General features: G+C 68.5%; 20 protein-coding genes. 11 read left to right on the forward strand and 9 right to left on the reverse strand.

Going from position 1 to position 22,563, the window contains the following annotated elements; all coding sequences use genetic code 11:
• Window positions 1–84 precede the first annotated feature (84 nt).
• The gene (locus AC3ERS_RS16530) at window positions 85–813 is read left to right on the forward strand and encodes an NYN domain-containing protein (protein WP_431968356.1); all 729 of its coding nucleotides are present in this window, start codon (window positions 85–87) and stop codon (window positions 811–813) included.
• A complete protein-coding gene (locus AC3ERS_RS16535) occupies window positions 813–3,752 on the forward strand; it encodes an MMPL family transporter (RefSeq protein ID WP_431968358.1) in 2,940 nt (979 codons plus the stop codon). Before AC3ERS_RS16530 ends, AC3ERS_RS16535 begins: the two co-directional genes overlap by 1 nt.
• A 193-nt stretch (window positions 3,753–3,945) precedes the next feature.
• Here the strand turns inward: AC3ERS_RS16535 and AC3ERS_RS16540 are convergent, their stop codons facing one another.
• Both AC3ERS_RS16540 and AC3ERS_RS16545 read right to left on the reverse strand, forming a co-directional pair.
• Window positions 3,946–5,634 carry a DUF2339 domain-containing protein gene (locus AC3ERS_RS16540; RefSeq protein WP_431968360.1) on the reverse strand — a complete coding sequence of 563 codons (1,689 nt, stop codon included), beginning with the start codon at window positions 5,632–5,634 and terminating at the stop codon, window positions 3,946–3,948.
• 930 nt (window positions 5,635–6,564) lie between these two features.
• On the reverse strand, window positions 6,565–7,041 hold the full coding sequence (locus AC3ERS_RS16545) for a hypothetical protein (RefSeq protein WP_431968362.1): 477 nt from the start codon (window positions 7,039–7,041) through the stop codon (window positions 6,565–6,567).
• A 310-nt stretch (window positions 7,042–7,351) separates the two neighbouring features.
• Here AC3ERS_RS16545 and AC3ERS_RS16550 point away from each other — a divergent pair, with 310 nt between their 5' ends.
• Complete coding sequence (locus AC3ERS_RS16550; RefSeq protein WP_431968364.1) at window positions 7,352–8,542, forward strand: helix-turn-helix domain-containing protein; 1,191 nt, start codon at window positions 7,352–7,354, stop codon at window positions 8,540–8,542.
• A 25-nt stretch (window positions 8,543–8,567) separates the two neighbouring features.
• On the opposite strand, the gene AC3ERS_RS16555 is transcribed toward AC3ERS_RS16550, so the two are convergent.
• From AC3ERS_RS16555 to AC3ERS_RS16570, 4 genes are all read right to left on the reverse strand, one after another.
• Complete coding sequence (locus AC3ERS_RS16555; protein WP_431968366.1) at window positions 8,568–9,254, reverse strand: DUF1707 SHOCT-like domain-containing protein; 687 nt, start codon at window positions 9,252–9,254, stop codon at window positions 8,568–8,570.
• A gap of 94 nt (window positions 9,255–9,348) precedes the next feature.
• Window positions 9,349–9,981: a response regulator gene (locus AC3ERS_RS16560; protein WP_431968549.1), complete on the reverse strand. Its 633-nt coding sequence runs from the start codon at window positions 9,979–9,981 to the stop codon at window positions 9,349–9,351.
• An 83-nt stretch (window positions 9,982–10,064) separates the two neighbouring features.
• Window positions 10,065–11,240, reverse strand: a complete 1,176-nt coding sequence (gene macS / locus AC3ERS_RS16565) for a MacS family sensor histidine kinase (RefSeq protein WP_431968368.1) — start codon at window positions 11,238–11,240, stop codon at window positions 10,065–10,067.
• Window positions 11,218–12,483 (reverse strand): AI-2E family transporter, encoded by a 1,266-nt coding sequence (locus tag AC3ERS_RS16570; protein WP_431968370.1) that lies wholly within the window; start codon window positions 12,481–12,483, stop codon window positions 11,218–11,220. Before AC3ERS_RS16570 ends, macS begins: the two co-directional genes overlap by 23 nt.
• A 113-nt stretch (window positions 12,484–12,596) precedes the next feature.
• Between AC3ERS_RS16570 and AC3ERS_RS16575 the strand changes: the two genes are divergently transcribed.
• The 3 genes from AC3ERS_RS16575 to AC3ERS_RS16585 all read left to right on the forward strand — a co-directional run bounded on the left by AC3ERS_RS16575 (window position 12,597) and on the right by AC3ERS_RS16585 (window position 15,672).
• A complete protein-coding gene (locus AC3ERS_RS16575) occupies window positions 12,597–14,117 on the forward strand; it encodes an adenylate/guanylate cyclase domain-containing protein (RefSeq protein WP_431968551.1) in 1,521 nt (506 codons plus the stop codon).
• Window positions 14,118–14,121: 4 nt separating this feature from the next.
• Entirely contained in the window at window positions 14,122–15,216 is a 1,095-nt protein-coding gene (locus AC3ERS_RS16580) for a lysylphosphatidylglycerol synthase transmembrane domain-containing protein (protein ID WP_431968372.1), read from the forward strand.
• Window positions 15,217–15,312: 96 nt separating this feature from the next.
• Entirely contained in the window at window positions 15,313–15,672 is a 360-nt protein-coding gene (locus tag AC3ERS_RS16585; RefSeq protein ID WP_431968374.1) for a DUF3054 domain-containing protein, read from the forward strand.
• A 73-nt stretch (window positions 15,673–15,745) separates the two neighbouring features.
• Here AC3ERS_RS16585 and AC3ERS_RS16590 read toward each other — a convergent pair whose 3' ends face one another.
• Window positions 15,746–17,359, reverse strand: a complete 1,614-nt coding sequence (locus AC3ERS_RS16590; protein WP_431968376.1) for an NTF2-like N-terminal transpeptidase domain-containing protein — start codon at window positions 17,357–17,359, stop codon at window positions 15,746–15,748.
• A 475-nt stretch (window positions 17,360–17,834) separates the two neighbouring features.
• Between AC3ERS_RS16590 and AC3ERS_RS16595 the strand changes: the two genes are divergently transcribed.
• On the forward strand, window positions 17,835–18,431 hold the full coding sequence (locus tag AC3ERS_RS16595) for a hypothetical protein (protein WP_431968378.1): 597 nt from the start codon (window positions 17,835–17,837) through the stop codon (window positions 18,429–18,431).
• A 78-nt stretch (window positions 18,432–18,509) separates the two neighbouring features.
• Window positions 18,510–18,947, forward strand: coding sequence for a type II 3-dehydroquinate dehydratase (aroQ, locus tag AC3ERS_RS16600; RefSeq protein ID WP_431968380.1), 438 nt, complete (start codon window positions 18,510–18,512; stop codon window positions 18,945–18,947).
• 1 nt (window position 18,948) lies between these two features.
• On the opposite strand, the gene AC3ERS_RS16605 is transcribed toward aroQ, so the two are convergent.
• Window positions 18,949–19,395: a nitroreductase/quinone reductase family protein gene (locus AC3ERS_RS16605; RefSeq protein WP_431968382.1), complete on the reverse strand. Its 447-nt coding sequence runs from the start codon at window positions 19,393–19,395 to the stop codon at window positions 18,949–18,951.
• A 507-nt stretch (window positions 19,396–19,902) separates the two neighbouring features.
• Window positions 19,903–20,103, reverse strand: a complete 201-nt coding sequence (locus AC3ERS_RS16610; protein WP_431968384.1) for a hypothetical protein — start codon at window positions 20,101–20,103, stop codon at window positions 19,903–19,905.
• Window positions 20,104–20,539: 436 nt separating this feature from the next.
• On the opposite strand from AC3ERS_RS16610, the gene AC3ERS_RS16615 reads away from it, so the two are divergent.
• Genes AC3ERS_RS16615 through AC3ERS_RS16625 form a run of 3 tightly spaced genes read left to right on the forward strand, consistent with a single transcriptional unit; the run spans window position 20,540 to window position 22,549 of the window.
• Window positions 20,540–21,469, forward strand: coding sequence for an ABC transporter ATP-binding protein (locus AC3ERS_RS16615; RefSeq protein WP_431968386.1), 930 nt, complete (start codon window positions 20,540–20,542; stop codon window positions 21,467–21,469).
• Entirely contained in the window at window positions 21,466–22,317 is an 852-nt protein-coding gene (locus AC3ERS_RS16620) for an ABC transporter permease (protein ID WP_431968388.1), read from the forward strand. The genes AC3ERS_RS16615 and AC3ERS_RS16620 overlap by 4 nt, the downstream gene beginning before the upstream one ends.
• On the forward strand, window positions 22,307–22,549 hold the full coding sequence (locus AC3ERS_RS16625; protein WP_174555485.1) for a helix-turn-helix transcriptional regulator: 243 nt from the start codon (window positions 22,307–22,309) through the stop codon (window positions 22,547–22,549). Before AC3ERS_RS16620 ends, AC3ERS_RS16625 begins: the two co-directional genes overlap by 11 nt.
• Window positions 22,550–22,563 lie beyond the last annotated feature (14 nt).

Here is a 22,563-nt window from a genome sequence, read left to right on the forward strand (position 1 = left end):
CGCAGGGATGAGCGAACGCAGTGAGCGAATCATGTGCCAGCGTGCCTCGCGCATGCCGGAGCCGAGCGTCAGCGAGGCGCAGGCATGAGTGTCAGTGAGATGGCCCACGAGGTGGTGGACGTCACCACGGAGGGGCACGGCAGCGGGTCGGAAGGGCTGGGCGGCGCCGCGCCCGATGTGCGCCGGGTGCTGCTCGTCTGGGACGCGCCCAACCTCGATATGGGTCTCGGCGCCATCCTCGGCGGCCGCCCGACCGCCGCGTACCGTCCGCGGTTCGATGCGCTCGGCCGCTGGCTGCTCGCACGCACAGCCGAACTCTCGGTCGGTAGCGCGACCAGGGTCGAGCCGGAGGCCACCGTCTTCACCAACATCGCACCAGGCACCGCCGATGTGGTGCGCCCGTGGGTGGAGGCGCTGCGCAATGTCGGCTACGCCGTGTTCGCCAAGCCGAAGATCGACGACGACTCCGACGTCGACGCGGACATGCTCGCGCACATCGAATTGCGTAGCCGCGGCGCCGGACTCGCCGGAATCATGGTCGCCTCCGCCGACGGCCAAGCCTTTCGCGAACCATTGGAACGATTGGCCGCGCGCGGAGTTCCCGTTCAGGTGTTGGGCTTCCGCGAGCACGCGAGTTGGGCCGTAACATCCGATACGCTCGAATTCATCGACCTCGAGGACATCCCGGGCGTGTTCCGTGAACCGCTGCCCAGGGTCAGCCTCGACTCGCTGCCCGACGAGGGCGCCTGGCTGCAGCCGTTCCGGCCGCTGTCGGCGTTGCTCACCTCTCGCCCCGCCCAAGGAGTCGCTTAGTGTTCACACGCTGGGGCGATCTGGTCTACCGGCTGCGCTGGGCCGTCATCGGCATCGTCTGCGCGGCCCTCCTGGCATTGGGAGGCTACGGCCTCGGCCTGGAACACCACCTCAGCTCCAGCGGATGGGACGACCCGACCTCGGAATCGGCGGACGCCGCGCGGATCGCCGACGGTGCCTTCGGGCGCGATCACACCAGCGACGTGATCCTGCTCTACACCGCACCCCAGGGCAAGACGATCGACGACCCCCAGTTCCGGGACAAAGTCGTCGACAGCCTGAACCGGCTGCCGAAGGAACACCCGAACGAGATCGCCAAGGTCAACGGCGCCTACTGGCAGACCGAGACCGGCCCCGGCGTCCCGCTGACCTTCGGTTCGAAGGACAAGAAGTCCACCTTCGCCTCCATCGCCATCGTCGGCGACAACGACACCGAGATGGTGCGTAACTACCGGAAAGTGAAGGACGTCTTCTACATTCCGGACGTCGACGTGCAGGTGACCGGCCTGCAAGCGGTGTCGGGCACGCTCAACGACACCATGGCCGCCGACCAGAAGCGCATGGAGATGCTCGCCATCCCGGCGGTCGCCGTGTTGCTGTTCTTCATCTTCGGCGGTCTCGTCGCGGCGGGTCTGCCGCTGGTCGTCGGCGGTCTGACGGTGATCGGCGCCAACGGCATCATCATGTTCCTGACGAAGTTCACCGAGGTGAACTCGTTCGTCTCCGGCGTCGTCTCGATGATCGGCCTCGGTCTGGCCATCGACTACGGCCTGTTCATCGTCAGCCGTTTCCGCGAGGAGCTGGCCGAGGGGTACGACACTCGCGCGGCCGTCCGGCGCTCGGTGATGACGGCGGGCCGCACGGTCGTGTTCTCCGCGACCATGATCATCGCCAGCCTCGGCGGCATGCTGTTGTTCCCGCAGGGCTTCCTGAAATCCGTCGCCTACGGCACCATCGCGACGGTCTCGCTGGCCGCGCTCACCGCGATCACCATCCTGCCCGCGATGCTCGGCGTGCTCGGCAAGCGCGTGGACATGCTCGGCTTCAAGCGCTTCCGCAAGACCAAGACCGCGGAGGAGGTCGAGAACGGCTTCTGGGGCAAGACGACGCAGTGGGTGATGAAGCACCCGCTCAAGATCGCCGTGCCGATCTGCATCGGCCTGCTGCTGCTCATCATCCCGGTGAAGAACCTGGCCTTCGGCGGCATCAACGAGCGATACCTGCCGCCGGACAACAAGACCCGCGTCGCGCTGGAGAACTTCTACGAGGTCTTCCCGCTGCGGAAGACCGACCCGGTGCAGCTGGTGATGGTCTCCGACGACAGCGCCGCGGTCGGCAAGGTGTGGAAGGAAGCGAGCGAAGCGCCCGGCCTCACCGGCAAATTCGAGGTGCCGAGCCGATCCACCACTGATCCCGACGTCTACCGGACGAGCGCGACGCTGGAGGATTCGGAGAACTACGACCCGACCATCGAGTACCTGCGCTCGATGGACGTGCCGGACAACGTCCAGCTCTATGTCGGCGGGCAGCCGACGATCCAGAAGGACAGCATCGACGCGCTGCTCGACCGCATGCCGTTGATGATCGCGCTGGTCATCTTCGTGACCACGCTGCTGATGTTCCTGACCTTCGGCTCGCTGGTGCTGCCGATCAAGGCCGCGCTCATGAGCGCGCTCGGCCTCGGCTCCACGCTGGGCATCCTGACCTGGATCTTCGTCGACGGTCACGGCGCGAGCCTGCTGAACTTCACGCCGCAGCCGATCATGTCGCCGGTGCTGGTGCTGATCATCGCGGTGATCTACGGCTTGTCCACCGACTACGAGGTCTTCCTGCTCTCGCGGATGGTCGAGGCGCGCACCCAGGGCGCGTCCACCACGGAGGCCGTGCGAGCGGGCACCGCGCACACCGGACGCATCATCACCGCCGCCGCGCTGATCCTGCTCGTGGTGGTCGGCGCGTTCGCTTTCTCCGACCTGGTGATGATGCAGTACATCGCCTACGGCCTGATCGCGGCGCTGTTCATCGACGCGACCATCCTGCGCATGCTGCTGGTGCCCGCCACCATGAAGCTGCTCGGCGACGACTGCTGGTGGGCGCCCGCCTGGATGAAGCGCATTCAGCAGAAGATCGGCCTCGGCGAACCCATCCTCGACGACGAGCGCCCCGGCGGCGGTGAGGTGGTCGACCTGGTCAAGACCACCCCCATCACCGACCCGGTGACGATGCAGATGCCCGCGGTGTCGGAGGGCAAGCAGCCGCGCACCCCACGTCGTCCGCGCACCATCGAGGAGATCGAGGCCGAAGCGCCCACGCAGAGCATCGATTCGGTTCCGCCGCCCGTGCCGCCGCGTCCGGCGACTCCGGGGGCGCACGCGGCGCCGCCCAGCCCGCCGCGCACGGTGGCTCCTGGACCGCACGACCCGACTCGGCCGCGCGCGACTTCGCTGTCGGGGCTGCCGGATCAGTACCCGGGCAGGTCGACGCAGCCGACTCCGGCGGAGCCGCCGCGGCCGCGTGCCGTGCCGTTCGCCGAACCGGCGCGGTCGCAGGAATCCGCGGGCTCGATGGACGATGCGACCCGGCCGCTCGAGTCGGGGGGGACCTCCCGACCGCGCGGCACCGCGCCCGACTCGGCCCCGCACGGGTCGAGCGCCTACGATCCGGCCGCAGGCGCAAGCCACCGCCCCTTGGCGCAGAGCCACCAACCCTCTTCCGCCGCACCGGGTTCCACACATCACCGCGCGCCCGCAGAGCACGCGGCCTCGGACGGCAGCGCCTCGGAGACGCCGGCAGACAACCGCACCAGCATCGAGAACTGGATGGCCGAACTCCGCTCCTCCCGCCGCCACATCGCGGATTCGGACGAAGGCAGGCACCACAGCGGCGACGGACGCTCGGTGAGCGTCAACGAACTCCTCCGCCGCCACGACGAGGACTGATTCCGCATCCATCGCGGGGCACCCATCGCGGGCAGGAAATCGACGGGAGAGAAATGGTGGCTCCGAGGCAGTCGGGGCCACCATTTCTCCATCGTCGAATCCATTCGACTACCGGCGGTAGAGAAATGGTGGTTGCGGCCGGTGTCGTGAGAACGGCCCCGCCCCTTGGCATTTCCCGGGCGGGGTGTTCAGGTCACTCGGCGGCCGGATCCGCACCCGAGCGGGCTTCGGTACCGCCCGGCGACGCGCTACCCGAGCCGCCCGCTTCGGCGAAAGCGCGCGCGTAGCGGGTTCCGGTGAGCAGCAGGAGGATTCCGACCACCAGGAAGGCGGCGACACGGATCAGGCCGTCCAGGGTGGCCAGGTCGAACAGGAAGAGCTTGGCCAGTGCGGCAGTGGTGACCAAAAGGCCGGAGCCGAGGGCGACCTTGGCGATGGCGGCGGAGCGTGCGAGGTTGCGCAGGCCGTAGAGCAGGGCCGCGGTGGCCGCCGCCATCCACACGATGGTGGCGATGCTGTGGCCGACGACGAAACCGTCCGCGGCGCCGGTGGCCGCGCCGACCGCGACGATCGCGGCGGTCACCAAGTACAGCGCCGCGCCGCTCGCGGCGATCCACAGGATCGATTCCTCCGCACCGCCCTTCGGCGTGCCCGCGAGTCTGCGGACGGTCCAGACCGCCACCGCGACGACGGCCAGGCCGATGACCGCCGCCAACGTGGTGGAGATGGACAGGTGCTGCTCGGCAAGGCGTGGCGACGCAAGCCTTTCCGGGGTCGCCGTGGCCGCGAACGCGAGGCCGCCGATCAGCGCGAAGGCGAGACCGAGGCCTGCGACGGCGCTGGAACGCAGCTGGCCGGCCACCCCGAGGAAGCCGAGCGCGACCAGCAGCGTCGCGATCGGAAGAGTCTGGGTGCTCGTCGCACCGACGCATGCTTCGAGCAGCGCGAAGGAACCCGCCACCGCAGCGGCGATGGCGGTGTGGCCCGGAATCTTGGTGAGCGCACGCATTTTCGGCGTCACTGCCGTCGCGGCGAGGGACAGGAGAACCACCGCGTGCGCGGCCGCGACGAGGGCGGCGATACGCCGATCGAACAGCGCCACCACCGCGAGCATCGGGGTCGTCGAGATCGCGAAGGCCAGCGTGGCGACGATGTCACCGGCACGCCTGCGCACCACCAGCACGGTGCCGGACACACCGACCAGCGCGACCGCGATCGACGCGACCAGCAACCACAGCTCGCGCCCGTGATCGAGCGTCTCGATCAGCGCGATGGCGATGCTCACCAGGGTGGCCAGCACTGCGGGCACCGTGCGCACAATGTGCAGGAACGGCCAGTCCGGTCCGAATTGCACCGGGACGCAAGCCAATTGCAGCACGATCAGGAATCCGAGCAGCACCAACTCGGTGGTCACGAACGGTGCGAGCAGCGCGGCGCCGAGCACCACGAGCACCGCGAGCGGCTGCGACTTCCACCGCATCGCGAGTCCGACGCCCCCCGCGGCGACGGCCAGCGCCACCGCCAGCCCGAGCACCGGGTGCAACCAGTGATACACGGCCGTCACAGCGACAACGTCGAGATAGACACCCGCGATACCGGTGGCCGCCAACGCGATTCCGCCGACCCGCCCGCCAGCCTTGCCGACGACCCGCACGCCAGCGCCGACCAGAACGGCCGAGAAAACCGCTCCGGACACAACTCTCGGGACCGGCCCGAAGAATCCGGCCTGCGCGGCGAGCACCAACAGCATCACCACACCGATCAATGTGACCGCCACCCCGGCCACCGCGAGCACCCGGCTGATCACCCCGTCCCGCTGCCACCACGGGACATGCGGCTCTCGCCGCGACGGCGCGGGCGGCAGCATCCCGGGCGGCGCCATCCGCCTGCCCCTGTGCGGCAACGCGCCCGGTTGCGTGGGCCATCCCTGCGGCACACCCGGTGGCGGCACCGCACCCGGCGGAACCATCGCCCCCGATCCGGGACCCCAATACCGCTCCGCCGCAGCAGCGTAGGCGGACCCGTACACGGGCTGAGCCGCCGTCGGCGGCGGGTAGGGCGGAGGCGGAACCGGCGGAACAGCTGCCGCACTCGACCCGCCACCCACACCCGGCACCGCACCCGGCCAACCCGCCACACCCGAAGACGAGCCAGCACCAGCAGACGAGTCACTCTGAGCACCGGCCGCACTCGTGCCGCGCGCAGGATGCCCGACCGCAGCCGAAGACGTTCCCACACCAGCTGGTGAACCGCCCTCGGCACCAGAGGAGCCCCGGCGCCGGGCGAGGTCTTCGGGCGTACCCGACTCACTCTCCACGGCGACCGGAGTTCCCCCGCCAACAGCGGTGCTGCGCTCGAGGTCGGGGTTCCCGGCGACGGAACTGCTTTCGCTCGCGGCGGCGGAATCGAGGTCCGTCGAGGACGACCCGCGCCACCCTCCCGCGGGCACCGAAGCGGGGCTGCCCCGGAGCGCCGCCGGAATCCCCTCCGCTCCGCCGGGGGCAGCCCGGTCACCTGACGCACCCGCGGCCGAGTCGGCCGGGGCACGCTCGGCGGCGAGATCCGGCGCCACTTGTTCGCGAAGCAGCGCGAGATCCCGCCCGAGTGCACCCATCTGCGTCCCCAGCGCAGTGAACTCACCGGACAAGCGCGAGATCAGCGCCGGATCGATAGATGTAGTCATGACCCCATGCTCGGCCCCTCATCCGTGCCGAACATGAGTAGAAACCCCCGGCCGAGGACCGATATCTACCCGATTTCGCCCAGACCGACCCCCAACCGGCTACGGGTGGGGGCCGGTCGCGCCGGGCGGTCAGGAGGCGGGCGCGGCCCGCATGCCGGTCACCTGGTGGATGGCGCCGATGACCGCCGAACGCGGCGGCATGCGCAGCACGCCGGGTGCGGGTTCGGCCGCCCAATGCCAGCCGAGGCGGGAATCGGTGCTCGGCAGCAGCATGTGGCGGCCGCCGGGAATCACGGTGACCTGATGTCCGGCCAGGCAGCGCCGGACGTGCACGTCGACCGGGGTGACGGGGCTGGGCGGGGTCACCAGGAACGTCCAGGTGCGGTCGCCGGGGTCGGCGACCACCGGGGCGGTCATCTGGCGGTCCAGGGTGGCGAGCACCTTCCTGCCGAGTTCCGGCGGCATGACGACGCCCCCGAGCAGACTGCCCGTGGTCACCACGGGACGCCCGGCGAGCAACTGGACCGGCAATCCGAACCGATGTCGGAGCAGGTGCGCCGCCTCGTTCGGGCTGTGACAGCGTTCGAACATTATGCTTCCCCTCACGCGATGACGTTGCTGTAGCAAGTGGTCGGCCGTCGGCGTAATAGTTCACGCAGGTCATGGCCCTGCAGGCGCAACTGTTCGGTTCGAGCGAGAAAAACTTGCGACGCGGTCGCGCGATCGGCGCGCCGGGCTCGCACAGTGGTGTTCGGCATCGTGGTCATTGCCGCCGCCCTTTGCATTCTCAAAGTTGCAGAAAGGCAACGGTATTCCAACCAGCGGCCAACGAGTCGTACGCAATGTCCCACTTCGGGTGAAGTCCATCCCGTAGCGTCGTACTCTGAAACCCAGATTTAACAAAGGACTTGGGTACATGGACGAATCGTCGATCGGGGTGCGGATCCGGCGCTTTCGCGGCAAAGCGCTCACACAGCGCCAGCTCGCCGACCAGGCCGGGGTGAGCGTGGATCTCGTGCGCAAGCTCGAGCAGGGTGGACGCCAAACCGCGTCCATCGCGAGCTTGCAGAAACTGGCGCGCGCGCTCGATGTCGACATCTCCGATCTGATCGGCAAGCGCCACGGGATACCGTCCGGCAACCCGGACGCGGGCATCGTCGCCATCCGGCGCGCGTTGACCCCCGTGGACGATTTGCTCGGCGAGGTGCCCGAGGAGGAGGCAGTGAGCCTCGACGACGGCCGCCGCGCGGTCGACTACGCCTGGGGCGCGTACTGGGCGGGCCGCTACGAGCTGCTCACCTCGATCCTGCCCGCCAGCCTCATCCAGCTGCGCGCGACCGTGCACTCCGCGCGCAACGGCGCGGTCGCACCCGCCAACGAACTGCTCGCCCGCATGTGCTGGGTCACCGGTTGCACCCTGGTGCATCTCGGGCACACCGATCCGGCATTCCTCGCCATCCGTCAGGCGCTGGCCGCCGCCGAGCGCGGCAACGATTCGCTGCTGCTGGCGACCATCCGCGGCTCGGTGGCCTGGCAGCTGCTGGTACAGGGCCGGTACGACGAATCGCGCCGGGTCGCGCTGCGCGCCGCGACGGACCTGGAGCCGGAGGGCGAGGTGCCGCCCGCGCACCTGTCCGCCTACGGTTCCCTCGTGCTCCAAGGCGCGACCGCGGCGGGCCGAGCCCAGAACGTGCCAGAGGCGCTGTCGCTGATCGAGGCGGCAGGTGAGGTCGCGCTGCGCATCGGCGGCGACCGGCAGGACTACGAAACCTATTTCGGCCCATCCCAGGTCGTCATGCAGACGGTCGACGTGAACGTCTCCTCGGAGCGCTATCCCGAGGCGCTGGCCGCGGCGAAGGAGATGCCCGCGAACAGCGGCCTGCCGCAGGCCTCACGCGCCCGCCACCTCGCCGACACCGCGGTCGCGCTGACCCGCACCGGCCAGCATCAGCGCGCCCTGGACGCGCTGCTGAACGCCGAACGCGTCGGCGGCGTCGACTGGATCAAATACCAGTCCCTGCCCCGCCACATCGTGTCCGAACTCCTCGACCACGACCGCCGAGTCCCGCTGCGCGCCTTCGCCCGCCGCATCGGCGTCAACACCTGACCGGCCGAACGACCGAAGGCACGGGTCAGTGCCCGAGCAGTTTGCGCCAATGGGCGATGAACGGATGCTTGGCGGTGACCGAGCCGAGGCGGACGCGGCCGTGGACGACCAGGTGGAGCGGGCCGAGCGGAGGACCGGTGCGGACCTTGTTGTTGAGGCTCGCGCCGATGAGGTCGAGACCGTTCATGTCGACGGTGGCCTCGGCGGGCACCACCAGGGTCAGCGAACTGCAGTAGTCGTCGATGTTCAACTCGACCACCTGGGTGGACATGACCGCCTCGGTGAAATCGAGGGTGACGCCCGCGAACCAGTTGTTCAGGTGCAGCGAAGGCGCGACCTGCCACGGCCCGCGCCTGTTCACGCTCGACATGCGGCCGCGAATCACGTTTCCCGCCGGGGCGGGCGGCATCGGCGGCCGATTCGCGAACGAGGGCGTGGAGTTCACGAACGTCGTGGGCCGTGCGGCGGGCTGACCGATGAGGCGGACGCCGGGCAGATCGATGAGCACGGCGTTCAGTTCGCCGCGGGTCTTGGCGGCCAGGGCGGTGTCCATCCGCTCGGTGAACTCGCCGAGCGAGAGCATCCCGAGCCCGACGGCCCGCTGCAGCAGCTGACCGACGTGCTCGCGTTCGGCGTCGGAGACGCGCAGATCCCGATCGCCGACCGCACCATCGGAGCCGACACCATTGGATACCGATTCGGGGCCGCCCATGGCTTCGAGGCTACCGAGGGGCGACGGTCTCGGCATCAGGGCGATCCCGGATTCCGGCGCGCGTGCGGATCCTCCGCCGGTCGGATGTCCCGGCCTACTCGAGCCCCTGTTCGATCGCGTACCTGGTGAGTTCGACCCGGTTGGCCAGCTGCAACTTCCGCAGCGTCGCCTGCACGTGGTTCTCCACCGTCCGGTGACTCAACCCGAGCCGGGACGCGATCTGCTTGGCGGACAACCCTTTCGCCACCATCCGCAGCACGTCGGTCTCCCGTTCGGTGAGTGCGGGCCGGTGGGGTTCGTCGGGCTCGGCGGGCGCGGTCGCCATCCGGCGGTACTCGCCGAGCACCAGCCCGGCCAGCCCCGGCGTGAACACCGGCTGACCGGCGGCGGTCGCGCGCACCGCGTCGATCAGTTCGGCCGCCGACGCGCTCTTGACCAGATAACCGGAGGCGCCCGCCTTGATGGCGTCCAGCACGTCGTCGCGCTCGGCCGAGGCCGAAAGCACCAGCACCCGGCTCCGCGGCGAGACGCGCAGCACCTCGGCCGTGGCGACAGCGCCGTTCCCGTCCGGTAGCTGCATGTCCATCAGGACGACGGCGGGGCGTACGGCCGCGGCGCGCCTGGTGGCCGAACCGACACCGTCCGCGGTCGCGACGACCTCGAACCCGGCCTCGGCGAGATCGCGGGAGACCCCGTCGCGCCACATCGGGTGATCGTCCACCACCATCACCGAAATGGTCCCGGCCGCACCGTCATCGGTCACCGCACCGCTCCTCTCGCCGTACCGTTCATCGTGCCAGAAGCCCCAGGTCAACGTGCGTCGCGCGGGACACGGAATTCCCATTCGACGCCCTCGCCCGCGCTGCCCTCGGTGAGCAGCTCCGCGGTACCGCCCAGCGCGCCGATTCGCCCGACGATCGACCGCGAAACTCCCATCCGCCCTTCAGCTTCCGCCTCGGCCAATCTGCCCGCGGCGATGCCGACGCCGTCGTCGCGCACGCTGACGATCAGCTCGGCGCCGGTGTCCTCCAGCAGCACATAGGCTTTCGCGTCCACTCCGGCGTGCAGCTCGACGTTGACCAGGGCGGTCGCGACGGCGGCGGCGATTTCCCCTGCCGCCCAACGCCCCACCCGCACCGGCTCGCCCGGCGTCGAGACGAACACCTTCGGCGTCGCGTGCACGGTCAGCAGCGGACGCAGATCCAGCTCGGCGCCGCCCGCGTCCTCGCGCACGCCCTGCTCGGAGATCAGCACCCGAAGCGCCACCTCCTGCTCACCAGCACGCAACGCCAATTCCTCGGTGGGTCCGCCGATTTCGCTGCCGCGCCGCTTGATGTAGCTGAGCACCTGGAGCACGCCGTCGTGCACTTCGCGGGCGAGCCGCTCGCGCTCCTCGGCCGCGGCGGTCAGGCGCACCGCGCGCTGCAACTGCTCCTGCGCGCGCCGGGCGGTGTTGGCGGCCAGCCCGAGCGCCAAGCCCACCGAGACGAGCACCGGCGCGGTCGCGTCCGCCCAGACGTCCTGTCCCCACTGGTCGCGCACGGTGATGATCACCGCCGCGATCAGCAGCCCGGACGCGATGCCCGCGACCGGCCCGCGCAGGATCGCCGCCGAGATCACCGCGTTGGCCGCCCACATGGTCGTCGGCAGGGTCTGGTGCCCGTGGTACCAGTCGTAGTCGGCGACCAGCCGGGTAGCGGCGATCAACCCGATCACCACGATGTGGTCGCCGATCACCACCCAGACCCGCACCTTGACCACGTCGGCATGCCACTGCGAGAGCATCAGCGCGGACAGCCCGGACCAGACCACCATCAATGCGATGAACACCCAGCTCAGACGCTGGTTCTGGTAGTAGGGCACGGACGCGACCTGCTGGCCGACGGCGTACAGCAGCGTGACGAGCCGGAACGCCTGCACGGCCCGCCACAGCGGCGCGGTCGCCGCGTCGGCCGGACTGAGCTCAGTCGGCGCGGCCGGGCTCATCGGCGTTCTGTCGTCCGGTGCCTGCGTCGCCCCCGCGCACCTTGCTCAGCAGCGCGACCTCCTCGGCGAGCGTCGCCTCGACATCGAACCTTCCCGGATCCGGCCGGTCCGGTTCCGCCGAATACAGCCGATGCTCGGCGGTCTGCAATTCGCCGAACGTCTCCTCCGGGCTGTCGGCGAGCAGCGATCGAATCGCCGTGTTCATCACCGCGACGAACGGCACCGCGAGCAGGCCGCCCGCGATCCCGCCGAGCACCACGCCCGCCGCGATCGCCAGCACCACGGCCAGCGGATGGATGCTCACCGCGCGGCCGAGCAGCAGCGGTTGCAGCACATGGCTTTCCAGCTGCATCACCGCGATGATGATGCCGAGCACGATCAGCGCCGTCACCAGTCCCTTGGTGACCAGCGCGATGAACACCGCGATGGATCCGGCGAGGAACGCGCCGATGATCGGGATGAACGCACTGATGAACACCAGCGAGGCCAGCGGCAGCGCCAACGGCACCCCGAGAATCGCCAGCCCCGCCCCGATGCCGATGGCGTCGACCGCCGCGACCGCGACGGTCGCCCGCACGAAGCCGACCAGCGATCCGAAGCCGAGCTGCCCGGCCAGCCGGACCCGTTCCCGGTGCGCGGTCGGCACGATCCGGGTGACGAACTGCCAGACCTGATCGCCGCTGTAGAGGAAGAAGATCAGGATGAACAGGGTGAGGAAAGTCCCGGTCAGTATGTGCCCGATCACCGTGGCCGTGGTGAGCGCGCCGGAGGTGAGACTGTCCTGATTGGACTGGATCGTCTTGACGATGGTGTCGCCCGCGTTGCGGATCTGATCGTCGCTCATGTGCGGCGGGCCGTTGATCAACCAGTCCTGGATCTTGTGGATGCTGCCGGTGAACTCGTCGGACAGCTGCGGCACACCATCGACGAACTGCTCGACGACGAAGGTCATGATGCCCGCGACCAGCCCGAGCGAGCCGACCATCGAGACGAACACCCCGACCCACCTCGGTATGCCGAGGCGCTGCATCCAGTCCACCAAAGGCGCGAGCAGCGCGGCAGCCAGCAGCGCGATGGCCGTGGGAATGACGACGGTCGCCAGCCGCTGCACGATCATCACCAGGGCGAGCACCGCGGCGAAGATGACCAGCAGGCGCCATGCCCACTCCGCGGTCTGCCGGACGATCGGGTGCACCGCGTCCGCGGCGGAGTCCCGGCGTGGACGTTCCTCGAGCTCGGTCACCTCGTTGAGGGTAGCGCTCCGAGCCGGGCGGTCCGGACAGCCGCACGTGGACGAATGATCGAAACGCTAGATTAGGGGGCGTGTCAGCGCCCTTGGAAGCGGTCAAGCAGACCATGCATACGCGCTGGCCGCTTTACCTGACATCGATGCTGCTGGCCAATGCCTTCGGCGCGGTGCTGGTGTGGGCGTTCATCCAGTACGGACTCCCCGTTCCGGAAGGCGAGGCGGCCGGTACCCGACACACCGGTCTGCTCATCCCCGCACTCGTCTTCATCACCGGCGGATTGCTCAGCCTCGCCGCTTCGGCGCTGATGCTGCGCCCTGTCATGCGCTGGCAGATGCGCGGCGGTCCGCCGAGCCGCCAGGAACAGATGGCCGCACTGCACGCGCCGCTGCGCCAGGCGATCCTGCATCTGGCGCTGTGGCTGATCGGCGGCGCGGTGCTGGCCGGACTCATCATCTCCGACACGCCCGCGCTGGCCGGTGCGGTGATCGTCACCGAGTGCATGGCGGCCACCATCGTGTTCGGCTTCACCTACATGCTCGGCGAGCGCATCCTGCGTCCGGTCGCGGCGCAGGCCCTGACCGAGGGCACCTTCGATCACACCCTGACGCCGGGCGTCGGCACCAGGATGGGGATGACCTGGGGCATGGGCACCTTCGCGCCCACCATCGCCATCGTGCTGCTGTGCGTCACCCAGATCTCCTCGGACGTGAAGTTCTCCGCCCAGTCGCTGGCGATCTCGATCCTGCTGCTCTGCGGCGTGGTGATCTTGCAGGCGCTCGCGCTGTCGATGCTCACCGGTTCGAGCATCTCCGACCCGGTGCGCCAGCTCAGCCAGGCCATCGACCGGGTGCAGGAGGGCGCCCGGGATGTGCAGGTCGAGGTGTTCGACGGCAGCGAGATCGGCCTGCTCCAGGTCGGCTTCAACCGCATGATGGAGGAGGCGGCCAAGCGCCGCCAGCTCCAGGAGCTGTTCGGTCAGCACGTCGGCGAGGAAGTCGCGCAGCGCGCCCTCGACTACGGCACCGAGCTGGGCGGAGAGACCAGGTTCGTCGCGGTGTTGTTCGTCGACATGGTCGGCTCCACCGCCACCGCCGCCGAACGGCCGCCCACCGAGGTGGTGAGCCTGCTCAACGAGTTCTTCCGCATCGTGGTCGACGTGATCGACCGGCACCACGGGTTCGTCAACAAGTTCGTCGGAGATGCCGCGCTCGCCATCTTCGGCGCGCCGCTGGACCGGCCGGACGCGCCCACCGCGGCGCTCGCGGCGGGCCGCGAACTCCGCGAGGCGCTGCGCGAGGTGCCCGGCCTCGACATCGGCATCGGCGTGTCCGCGGGTTTGGCTGTCGCCGGAAATATCGGCGCCGCCAACCGTTTCGAATACACGGTGATCGGCGATCCGGTCAACGAGGCTTCCCGATTGACCGAATTGGCCAAAGATCAACCCGGCCGAGTGCTCGCCTCCGGTAGCGCATTGTATTTCGCGGAGGAAAGCGAGCAGGAGTTCTGGGTGGAAGGCGAAGAGGTGCAGCTGCGCGGTCGCCGCAGGAAAACCCGATTGGCGTGGCCGAAAGAAGGCGCCGACCCGCGCACCGATGCCGACGTTCGAACAGCAGATTCGTTAGGCTGACGGCGTGACGGCCAACGGGGATACAGCGGGCGAGCCTGCACCGCGAACGTCCACCGTCGAGCAAGGCCGGAGCAAATTCTGGTGGGCCAAATGGTTGCTGGGCGCCGCGCTGTTGGCTTTGTTGATCGGCGAAGGCGTCTATCTGTGGCCGCGGCTACACGAATCGTGGCAGAAACTCACCGAAATTCATTGGGGTTGGGTCGCGGCCTGTATCTGGTTCCAAGCGCTTGCCATGAGCGGATTCGGCCGGGTGCAGAAACAACTGCTGCGCGCCGGCGGCGTCGACGTGAGTCAGAGCAAATCCGTGGCGGTCGTGTACGGCGCGACCGCGATGTCGGTGACGTTGCCCGCGGGGCAAGTGTTCTCCACCGCGTTCACCTACCGGCAGACCCGGCGCTGGGGCGCGAGTCCTATCGTCGCGTCCTGGCAGCTGGTCATCTCCGGCGTGATCGCGACGGCCGGGCTCGCGCTGCTCGGCGTCGGCGGCGCGCTGCTGGTCGGCAATCAGGTGGGACCGCTGAAGCTCGTGCTCTCGCTCGCCGCGGTGGCAGCCCTGATCTGGGCGGGCAACTACATCTCGAGCAATCCCGGCTCGCTGGAGAAGGTGCTGCGTCGGCTGCTCGCGCTGGTCAACCGGGTACGCAAGCGTTCTGCCGACCACGGCATGAGCAAGGTCGCCGAGATCCTGACCCAGCTCGAGTCGGTGGATCTCGGCAAACGCGATGGCGTCTGGGTGGCGGGCTGGGCGCTGGTGCACCGATTCGGCGACGTCGCCTGTCTCGGCGCGGCCTGCTACGCCGTCGGCGCCGATCCGAAACTCGCGGGCCTGCTCATCGCCTTCACCGCGGGCAAGGCCGTCGGCTCCATCCCGTTCGCCCCCGGCGGCATCGTCTACGTCGACGCGACCCTGATCTACGGCCTCACCGCGGGCGCGGGCCTGCCCGCCGCCCAAGCGGTCGCCGCCGCCTTCGTCTACCGCCTGGTCAGCTTCATCCTGGTCGCCATCGTCGGCTGGATCGTCTTCGCCTTCCTCTTCCGTACACCTCAAGCCGACGACGCCGACTACGAGAAGGAATTCGAGACGCGCCGCACGCTCTGAACGCCTGACGACGTCCCGGCGAAGTGACTGGACAGGGCCAGTATCGGATCGGTGTCAAGATCGAGATCGAAACGATGCCGCACTACGCTTGCGCCCGTGAAGAGACTGGTCCCGGTGGCGGTGGACGCATTGTTGGTGATCTTGTTCTGCGTCATCGGCCGGCGCAGTCACGACGAGGCGGTGATCGCGGGCCTGCTGAAGACGCTGTGGCCGTTTGCCATCGGACTGGCGATCGGGTGGGCCGCCGCGCTCGCCGTGGAGCGCCGCACCGGACGCCTCGACGGAACCCTGGTGTGGCCAACGGGAGTCCTGGTGTGGCTCGGCACCCTCGGTGGCGGAATGGCGCTGCGCGCGATCAGCGGACAGGGGATCGCGTTCAGCTTCGTACTGGTCGCGGCCACGGTGCTCGCGCTGTTCCTGCTGGGTTGGCGCGCGGCGATCCGAGCGCTGAACTGATCCGCCGCGCGGATGGATCGCAGGCACCGGATCGGCGTGCGAACCGATCAGCGCGCGAACCCGAGCGCGGCGATCACGACGGCTCCGGCGCGGCCAGCGACTGCAACATCCTGGCGGCCATCCGCGCGGTGGCGTTCCCGCTGTCCACGTCGTTGATGTGCACCGCGAACGCCAGATCGCCCATGTTCGCGATGAGCCAGCCGTCGTCGCCCGCTTTCGCCGCGTAGGCGATCACCGGGTAAGGCCGCAGCGGCGACAGATCGGGAGCTCCGGTCGCGTCGCGCAGCATGGTGCGCAGCCGTTCGGTCAGCTCGCCGCCCAGCGGCGTGAGCTGCGCGTCGGTGCCACCCGTCTTGGTGACCTCGATCTTCGGCGCGGGCACCTCGCCGCGCGCGATCGACGCCGCCGCGATCGCCATCCCGAAGGGGCTGGCCAGCACCGCGTCCGACCCGCCGCCCTGGCGCACCTGCTCGGCGCTGCGTCCGGCGATGGCCAGCCGTCCGGTCACCTCGTCCAGCCCTGCCACCTGGAAATCGATGCCGATGCCGAGCCTGCTCGCGGCCTCCGCCGCCTCCTGCACCGAAACGTCCTGCGGAGCCTTGCCGTTACCGGCCGCCGCGACGGCGCGGAACAGCTCGATATTGCCGCCCACCGGGTACAGGCCGGTGAACGCGATCGGTCCGTGCTCGCTGGCCTGACTGTTCTGCGCGACCGCGACCACCGCTCCGCTGGACGGCTGGATCGCCACGATCGTGGCGGGCGTGCCGACGCTCACCACCGCGTCCTCGGCGGCGCGCTGCAACCGCTGGTCCATGGTGGCGATGATGTCCGGCCCCGGCGGCCCCTGGTAGCCGGCGACCTGGCTGATGAATCGCCCGTCCGGCTCGAAGATCTGCACGCCCCAGCCGGAGTGCTCGTCCTGGCTGGTCTCCCAGACCTTGCGCAGCGCGTCCAGCTGCGGCGACCAGACCCGGCGGTCCGAGGAGATCAGCCGCGGGTGCTTCTCCATCACCACGCCGGGAATCGGCGCCATCCGCGGTTCCAGGATCGCGAAATCGCCATCGCGCAGGTTGACCGCCACGATCGGCTTGCCCTGAGAGGAGGCCAGCTGCTGCATCAGCGCGGGGCCGGTGATCAGCGGCGCGACGGGCTCGATGGCCTTGGCCAGCGCGTCGGTGGAGGCGACCGGATCCGGCATTCGCGTCGGGTCGAGCTTGATCACGTTGATGACCTGCTCGTGCATCAGCGGCGCGCCGACCATGTCGAGGACCCGCGGGGGCGGGGTCGGCGTGGTGCGCACCAGCTTCACGGTGCGGTTGCCTTGCAACTGCGGCAGCACGACAGACGGTTCCCAGGAGATCCGCCAGCCGATCGCGAGCTTGCGGACCGTGCCCTGGAGGCTGTAGCTCCAGTTCTTGTTCGCGCCGAAGCTCCAGTCGACGTCCATGCTGAAGATCGCCGACTGCGAGTCGAGGCCGATGAATTGGGTCTTCTGGTAGTCGACCTTGCCTGGATGCAGACCCTCGAACATTTGCTTCAGCGTTGCCGAAGCGGCGTTCGGATAGGAGGTGAGCTCCGATGCCTTCTTGTAATCCTGGTTGTCGAGGAGTTCGGTGAAGCGCTCGACGACGGCCGCGGGCTCGCTGGGCTCCTCGCGAAACCCGCAGGAACCCATGGTGACTGCCACAGCCGCCGCTCCCGCGAGTGCTAGTGCGCCCCTAACGCGAAAGCGGCGAGATCCCCTCACATCCATGTCGCCCACTCTTCACTCTTGTCACTCCAGCAACAAGACCACCGTACCTGAAATGAACCTGTTTGCGACGTCCCGGTGATCGGGCCGTTACCCATGCTCAGCATTGTCAATTGTGCCCGAAAACGCCTGTCCGAAGGTCCCGATCGGTAACGGTGTCCAGTCACAAGGCGATAACCGGCGCCGCTACCGTACCTGCCGAAACGCGAACGCGGGCGAGAACCCCTGCGGTCAGTGATCCGTCCCGAACAGAGCGCGTCCGGCACAGTACGACCTCCCTGGAGTACCCCTTCCCCACCCTGTTCACGCAGAGCGGAACCACCGCGCTGACTTGCGGCGTAATCTTGTAATCATTGCAACACCGCACCACAGTAAGTAGGCATACACGCCTTGCTCCTGAAGGAGAATCGCCATGAGGCACGAACACCGCGGACGAGGTTTCGGACGCCCCGGCGGCTGGCAACAGGCCGATCTTCCCGACCCCGCCGATGTGCCCGACTGGTTCGCCGGAAGATTGCCCAGCGACTGGTTCGCCGGCAAACCGGTCATCGAGGTGGACCGCGACGAGATCGTGGTCATCGGCGAGCTGCCGCTGCCCAAGCCCGAGCCCACCGACACCGAGGACGCCGAAGCGCCCACCGAGAAGATCCCGGCCGCGACGAAAGAGGGCGCCATCGCCCGCTTCCGCGAATCCACCCGCCCGGCGCGCATGCAGATCGCGGGCGAGGCCCAGCACCGCTACGGCCGCAACGTGGCGTGGGGCGTCTCCGTGGACGGGGAACGAATCATGTTCACCCAGCTCGCCGTTCCGGTGATGACGCGGTTGCGCCAGCCGGAGCGCAAAGTGCTCGACACCCTGGTCGATTCCGGCGTCGCCCGCTCTCGCTCCGACGCGCTGGCCTGGACGGTGAAACTGGCGGGCAAGCACGCCGAGGCGTGGCTCGAGGAACTGCGCACGGCGATGCGCAAGGTCGACGACCTGCGGTCGGAGGGCCCGAAAGGTTTGTGAGCCGGGGTTCGTGAGCCGGGCGTTCCTGCTCGGCCGGGCGCGGTTCGCTCTGTGGCCGCGCCCATTAGGGTTGGCCCCATGGCCGACACCGCCCCGATCCTGGTCCTCAACGGGCCGAACCTGAACATGCTCGGCACCCGCCAGCCCGAGGTGTACGGTTCGGCCACCCTCGACGACGTGGTCGAACTATGCGAACGGACTGCGGCGAAGTTCGACAGGAAGATCGTCGCGTTCCAGTCCAATCACGAAGGCGCGCTGATCGATCGGATCCATGAGGCGCGCGGCGCGGAGTCGGCGATCGTCATCAATCCCGGCGGGCTCACCCACACCTCGGTCGCGCTGCGCGACGCGCTGGTGATCCCCGAGGTGCCGATCGTGGAGGTGCACATCAGCAATGTGCACGCCCGCGAGGAATTCCGGCACCACTCCTTCATCTCCCCCATCGCCACCGCGGTGATCGCGGGCATGGGAATTCAGGGCTACGCCGCCGCCATCGAATTCCTCGCCACCCGCTGATTCACGCGATACGGAAAACCGGGAAACCCGATGCGATGGCGGCGAGTTCGTCGTCGGTCGAGTTCTTGGTGATGCCGTCGAAGAAGCGGTTGACCTCCCAGCCCCACTTCTCCAGGTAGAGCCGCAGCACCGGCGTCTTGTCCGCGTCGGCCACCTCGGTGGCCGTGAACGCCTCGGCCTTGCGCCCGAGCCGCAATTCGCCCGCGCCGGCGACCCGCAGATTCCGCACCCACTGCGTGTGCCCGCGCGGCGCGACCAGGTAGCGCGCGCCGGTCTCGTCCACCAGCAGGTTCACCATCGTGGTCCGCCACTCCCCGCTCTTGCGGCCACGCACGGCGAGCAGCCGCGATCCCGCGATGCTGATTCCCAGCCGGGGCAGCCAGTTGACGATGCGGTTCACGATGGGATCGAAGCCGGTGGGGCCGATGTAGCGGGTGGTGGCGTCCATGATGTCTCCTCATTCTGTGAGCACTGCTCTCTGTTGAGAACAATGATTCACCCCTGTGCGCACAAAGTCAAGAGCAGTGCTCTCTTTTCTGTTGACGCGCGGTCCCTCCCGGATGCCACCCGAGCTCGGCGCATGTCACGGGCACGGGCAACGCGCATGGGCATGGACATGGACATGGACATGGACATGGACATGGACATGGACAACGAGGCAACGAGGCAACGAGGCAACGAGGCAACGAGGCAACGAGGCAACGAGGCAACACTTACCGAGGAACCAGACGAACCAACAAGTAAGCGTCGAACCCACGAGCACGAAAACGGCCGCGATCCGCCAGAAGTGCTCGACCGTCGGCACTTCCAGCTTCGACAGAGCCGAAGTGATCGCGACCCGACTCGCTCGGCCGGACTACGAAATAGTCTTCGTGCGCAGAACGCCGGCGCTACCGGAATCGCCGATATCCCGAAAGGGAAAGCACGCGAACCGAATCGCGCGCCGAATCAACGCTCACCCCTCGGGAAGCGGAATCAGTTCGAGGTGTTCGGCCGCCTGCGGCTCGGCGGCAATACCGCGTTCGGCGACCAGATCCACCCCACCACCGTGCGAGACCAGCCATCTACCGCACACGCAGCGCAAATAGCGGACGGAGCGATGCGAGGACACGAGCATCGGCGAGGACCACGAGCAGGTGGGGCAGGTGTCGGGCATAGCTAAGGCTGAATAACGAACAGCCGGAAGGCAACGACCAGCGCGGCGTGGCGTCGAACTGGATTCGAAAAGCGGCCCGCTACCGGCGAGCGGGCGACCGCATCACCGACAGGCTCGAGATGCTTTGCCCTTCATAAACTTCTGGAAAGCGCGGCGACGAACGCTGTTGGCATGTCGAATTTCGCCTTGCGCTCCAGCAGATTTCTCATTCGATGCGGTGTGGTCGCCGCCGCCATCGACTGGTGCAACAAAGGCGCACTGGTGCAACACTTCCCCGCTTCCGGCTCGCCCGGCCCCTACACCACCGGCGGCGATGGCGACTGGTCCTCCATCGGCGAGCCGGTGCGCCAATCGGTTTCGGCCGAGCAAAGCATTGTTCCCTCGGAATGTAGTAGGTATGCTACGAACCATCCGGTCCGCATAACGGGAGGATGCCATGACTGTGGGCGATGGCGTCGTGATCGACGTCGAGGGTCTGCGAATGCGCTACGGCGCGAAGGACGTCCTGCACGGGGTCGGCTTCCAGGCTCGGCACGGTGAGGTCCTGGCCCTGCTCGGCCCCAACGGCGCGGGCAAGACCACCACGATCGAGATACTCGAAGGCTTCCGCATCCGTTCGGCGGGCCGGGTCGATGTCCTCGGCGCCGATCCCGCGCACGGCGGCGAGGACTGGCGGGCCCGCATCGGCGTCGTCCTGCAATCCTGGCGCGATCACGGGAAATGGCGTGTGCGCGAACTGCTGTCGAATCTCGGCGGGTACTACGCGCCGTACGGCACCGAGCGAATCAGCCGGCCGTGGGACACCGACGAACTCATCGAGGCCGTCGGCCTGACCGAACAGGCGGGCACGAAGGTGATGTCCCTGTCCGGCGGTCAGCGGCGCAGGCTCGACGTCGCCATCGGCATCGTCGGCCGCCCGGAACTGCTGTTCCTCGACGAGCCGACCGCCGGTTTCGATCCCCAGGCCCGGCGCGAATTCCACGACCTGATCCACCGTTTGGCCGACGACCTGCACACCACCATCCTGCTCACCACGCACGACCTGGACGAGGCCGAGAAGCTGGCCGATCGCATCCTGATCCTGGCGGGCGGGCGGATCATCGCGGACGGTTCGGCCGACGAGTTGTCCCGCCGCATCGCGGGCGAGGCCGAGGTGCGCTGGACTCGCGACGGCCAGCGCTTCGTGCACACCACCACCGAGTCGACCAAGTTCGTCTACGAGCTGTTCAAGCAGTACGGCGAGGACATCGGCGAGCTCGAGGTGCGCCGCGCGTCCCTCGAGGACACGTACATGACACTGGTGCGGCAGTTCGAATCCGGTCAGCTGGAGAACGAAGTCCACGCCTTGGAGGAGGTGGCGCGATGAACCCGATCAGGAACGCGGTCCGCGCAGGCTTGTCGCGCGGCGCGATCGAGCTGCGGCAGACGGTGACCAACGGCCAGGACCTTTTCGGCTTGCTGTTCTGGCCGGTCATCATGGTGGTCGTGCTGATCTTCATGCGCAACACGACGTTCGGGTCGAGCGGCTTCGCGCTCGGGACGCTCGCGCTGCCGAGCATTCTCGGCATGCTGGTCTCGTTCAACGGCATCTTCGGCATCGCCCAGCTGCTCAGCTTGGAGCGCGAGGACGGAACCCTGCTGCGCGCCAAGGCGACTCCGAACGGGATGGTGGGCTACCTGGTCGGCAAGGTGGTCACGGTGTCGGGCTGGGTGCTCGTGCCGTTCGGCATCGTGCTCGTCCCCGGATTGTTCGTGGTCGGCGACGTCGCGCTGGACACCCCGGCCGCGTGGCTGTCGCTGATCGGCATCGTGCTGCTCGGCATGCTGGCCACCCTGCCCATCGGCGCGTGCATCGGTGCGCTGTTCGACAGCCCGCGCGGGGTCGGGTTCGCGTCCATGCCCATCATGGGTCTGGTCGCGGTGTCGGGCATCTTCTACCCGATCACCTCGATACCGGGCTGGGTGCAGGGAATTGCCCAGTGCTTCCCGATCTACTGGCTCGGCCTCGGCATGCGCGCGGCGATGTTGCCGGACGAGGCGGCGGCCGTCGAGCTCGGCGGCTCCTGGCGGCATGTGGAAACCATTGCGGTGCTCGGCATCTGGGCGGCGGCGGGATTCGTTCTCGCGCCGATCCTTTTGCGCAGGATGGCACGGCGGGAATCGGGTTCCAGCGTCGCCGCCCGACGCGAGAAGGCCATGCAGCGTGCCTACTGAGGTCATCTACAACCGGATCGCCATGCTGCGCGCCGAGCGTGGCATCTCCCGGCGCGAGCTGGCGGAGGCGCTCGGCGTGCACTACCAGACGATCGGTTACCTCGAGCGCGGCGAATACAGCCCGAGCCTGCACCTGGCGCTGCGCATCGCGGAGTACTTCGAGGTGGCGGTGGAGGTCGTCTTCTCCACCGCCCCGTTCCCCCGGCTCGGATCGGGAAGCGAAACCGCCTGAGGACGAACTGGCCG

This window comes from Nocardia sp. bgisy134 (genome assembly GCF_057708325.1).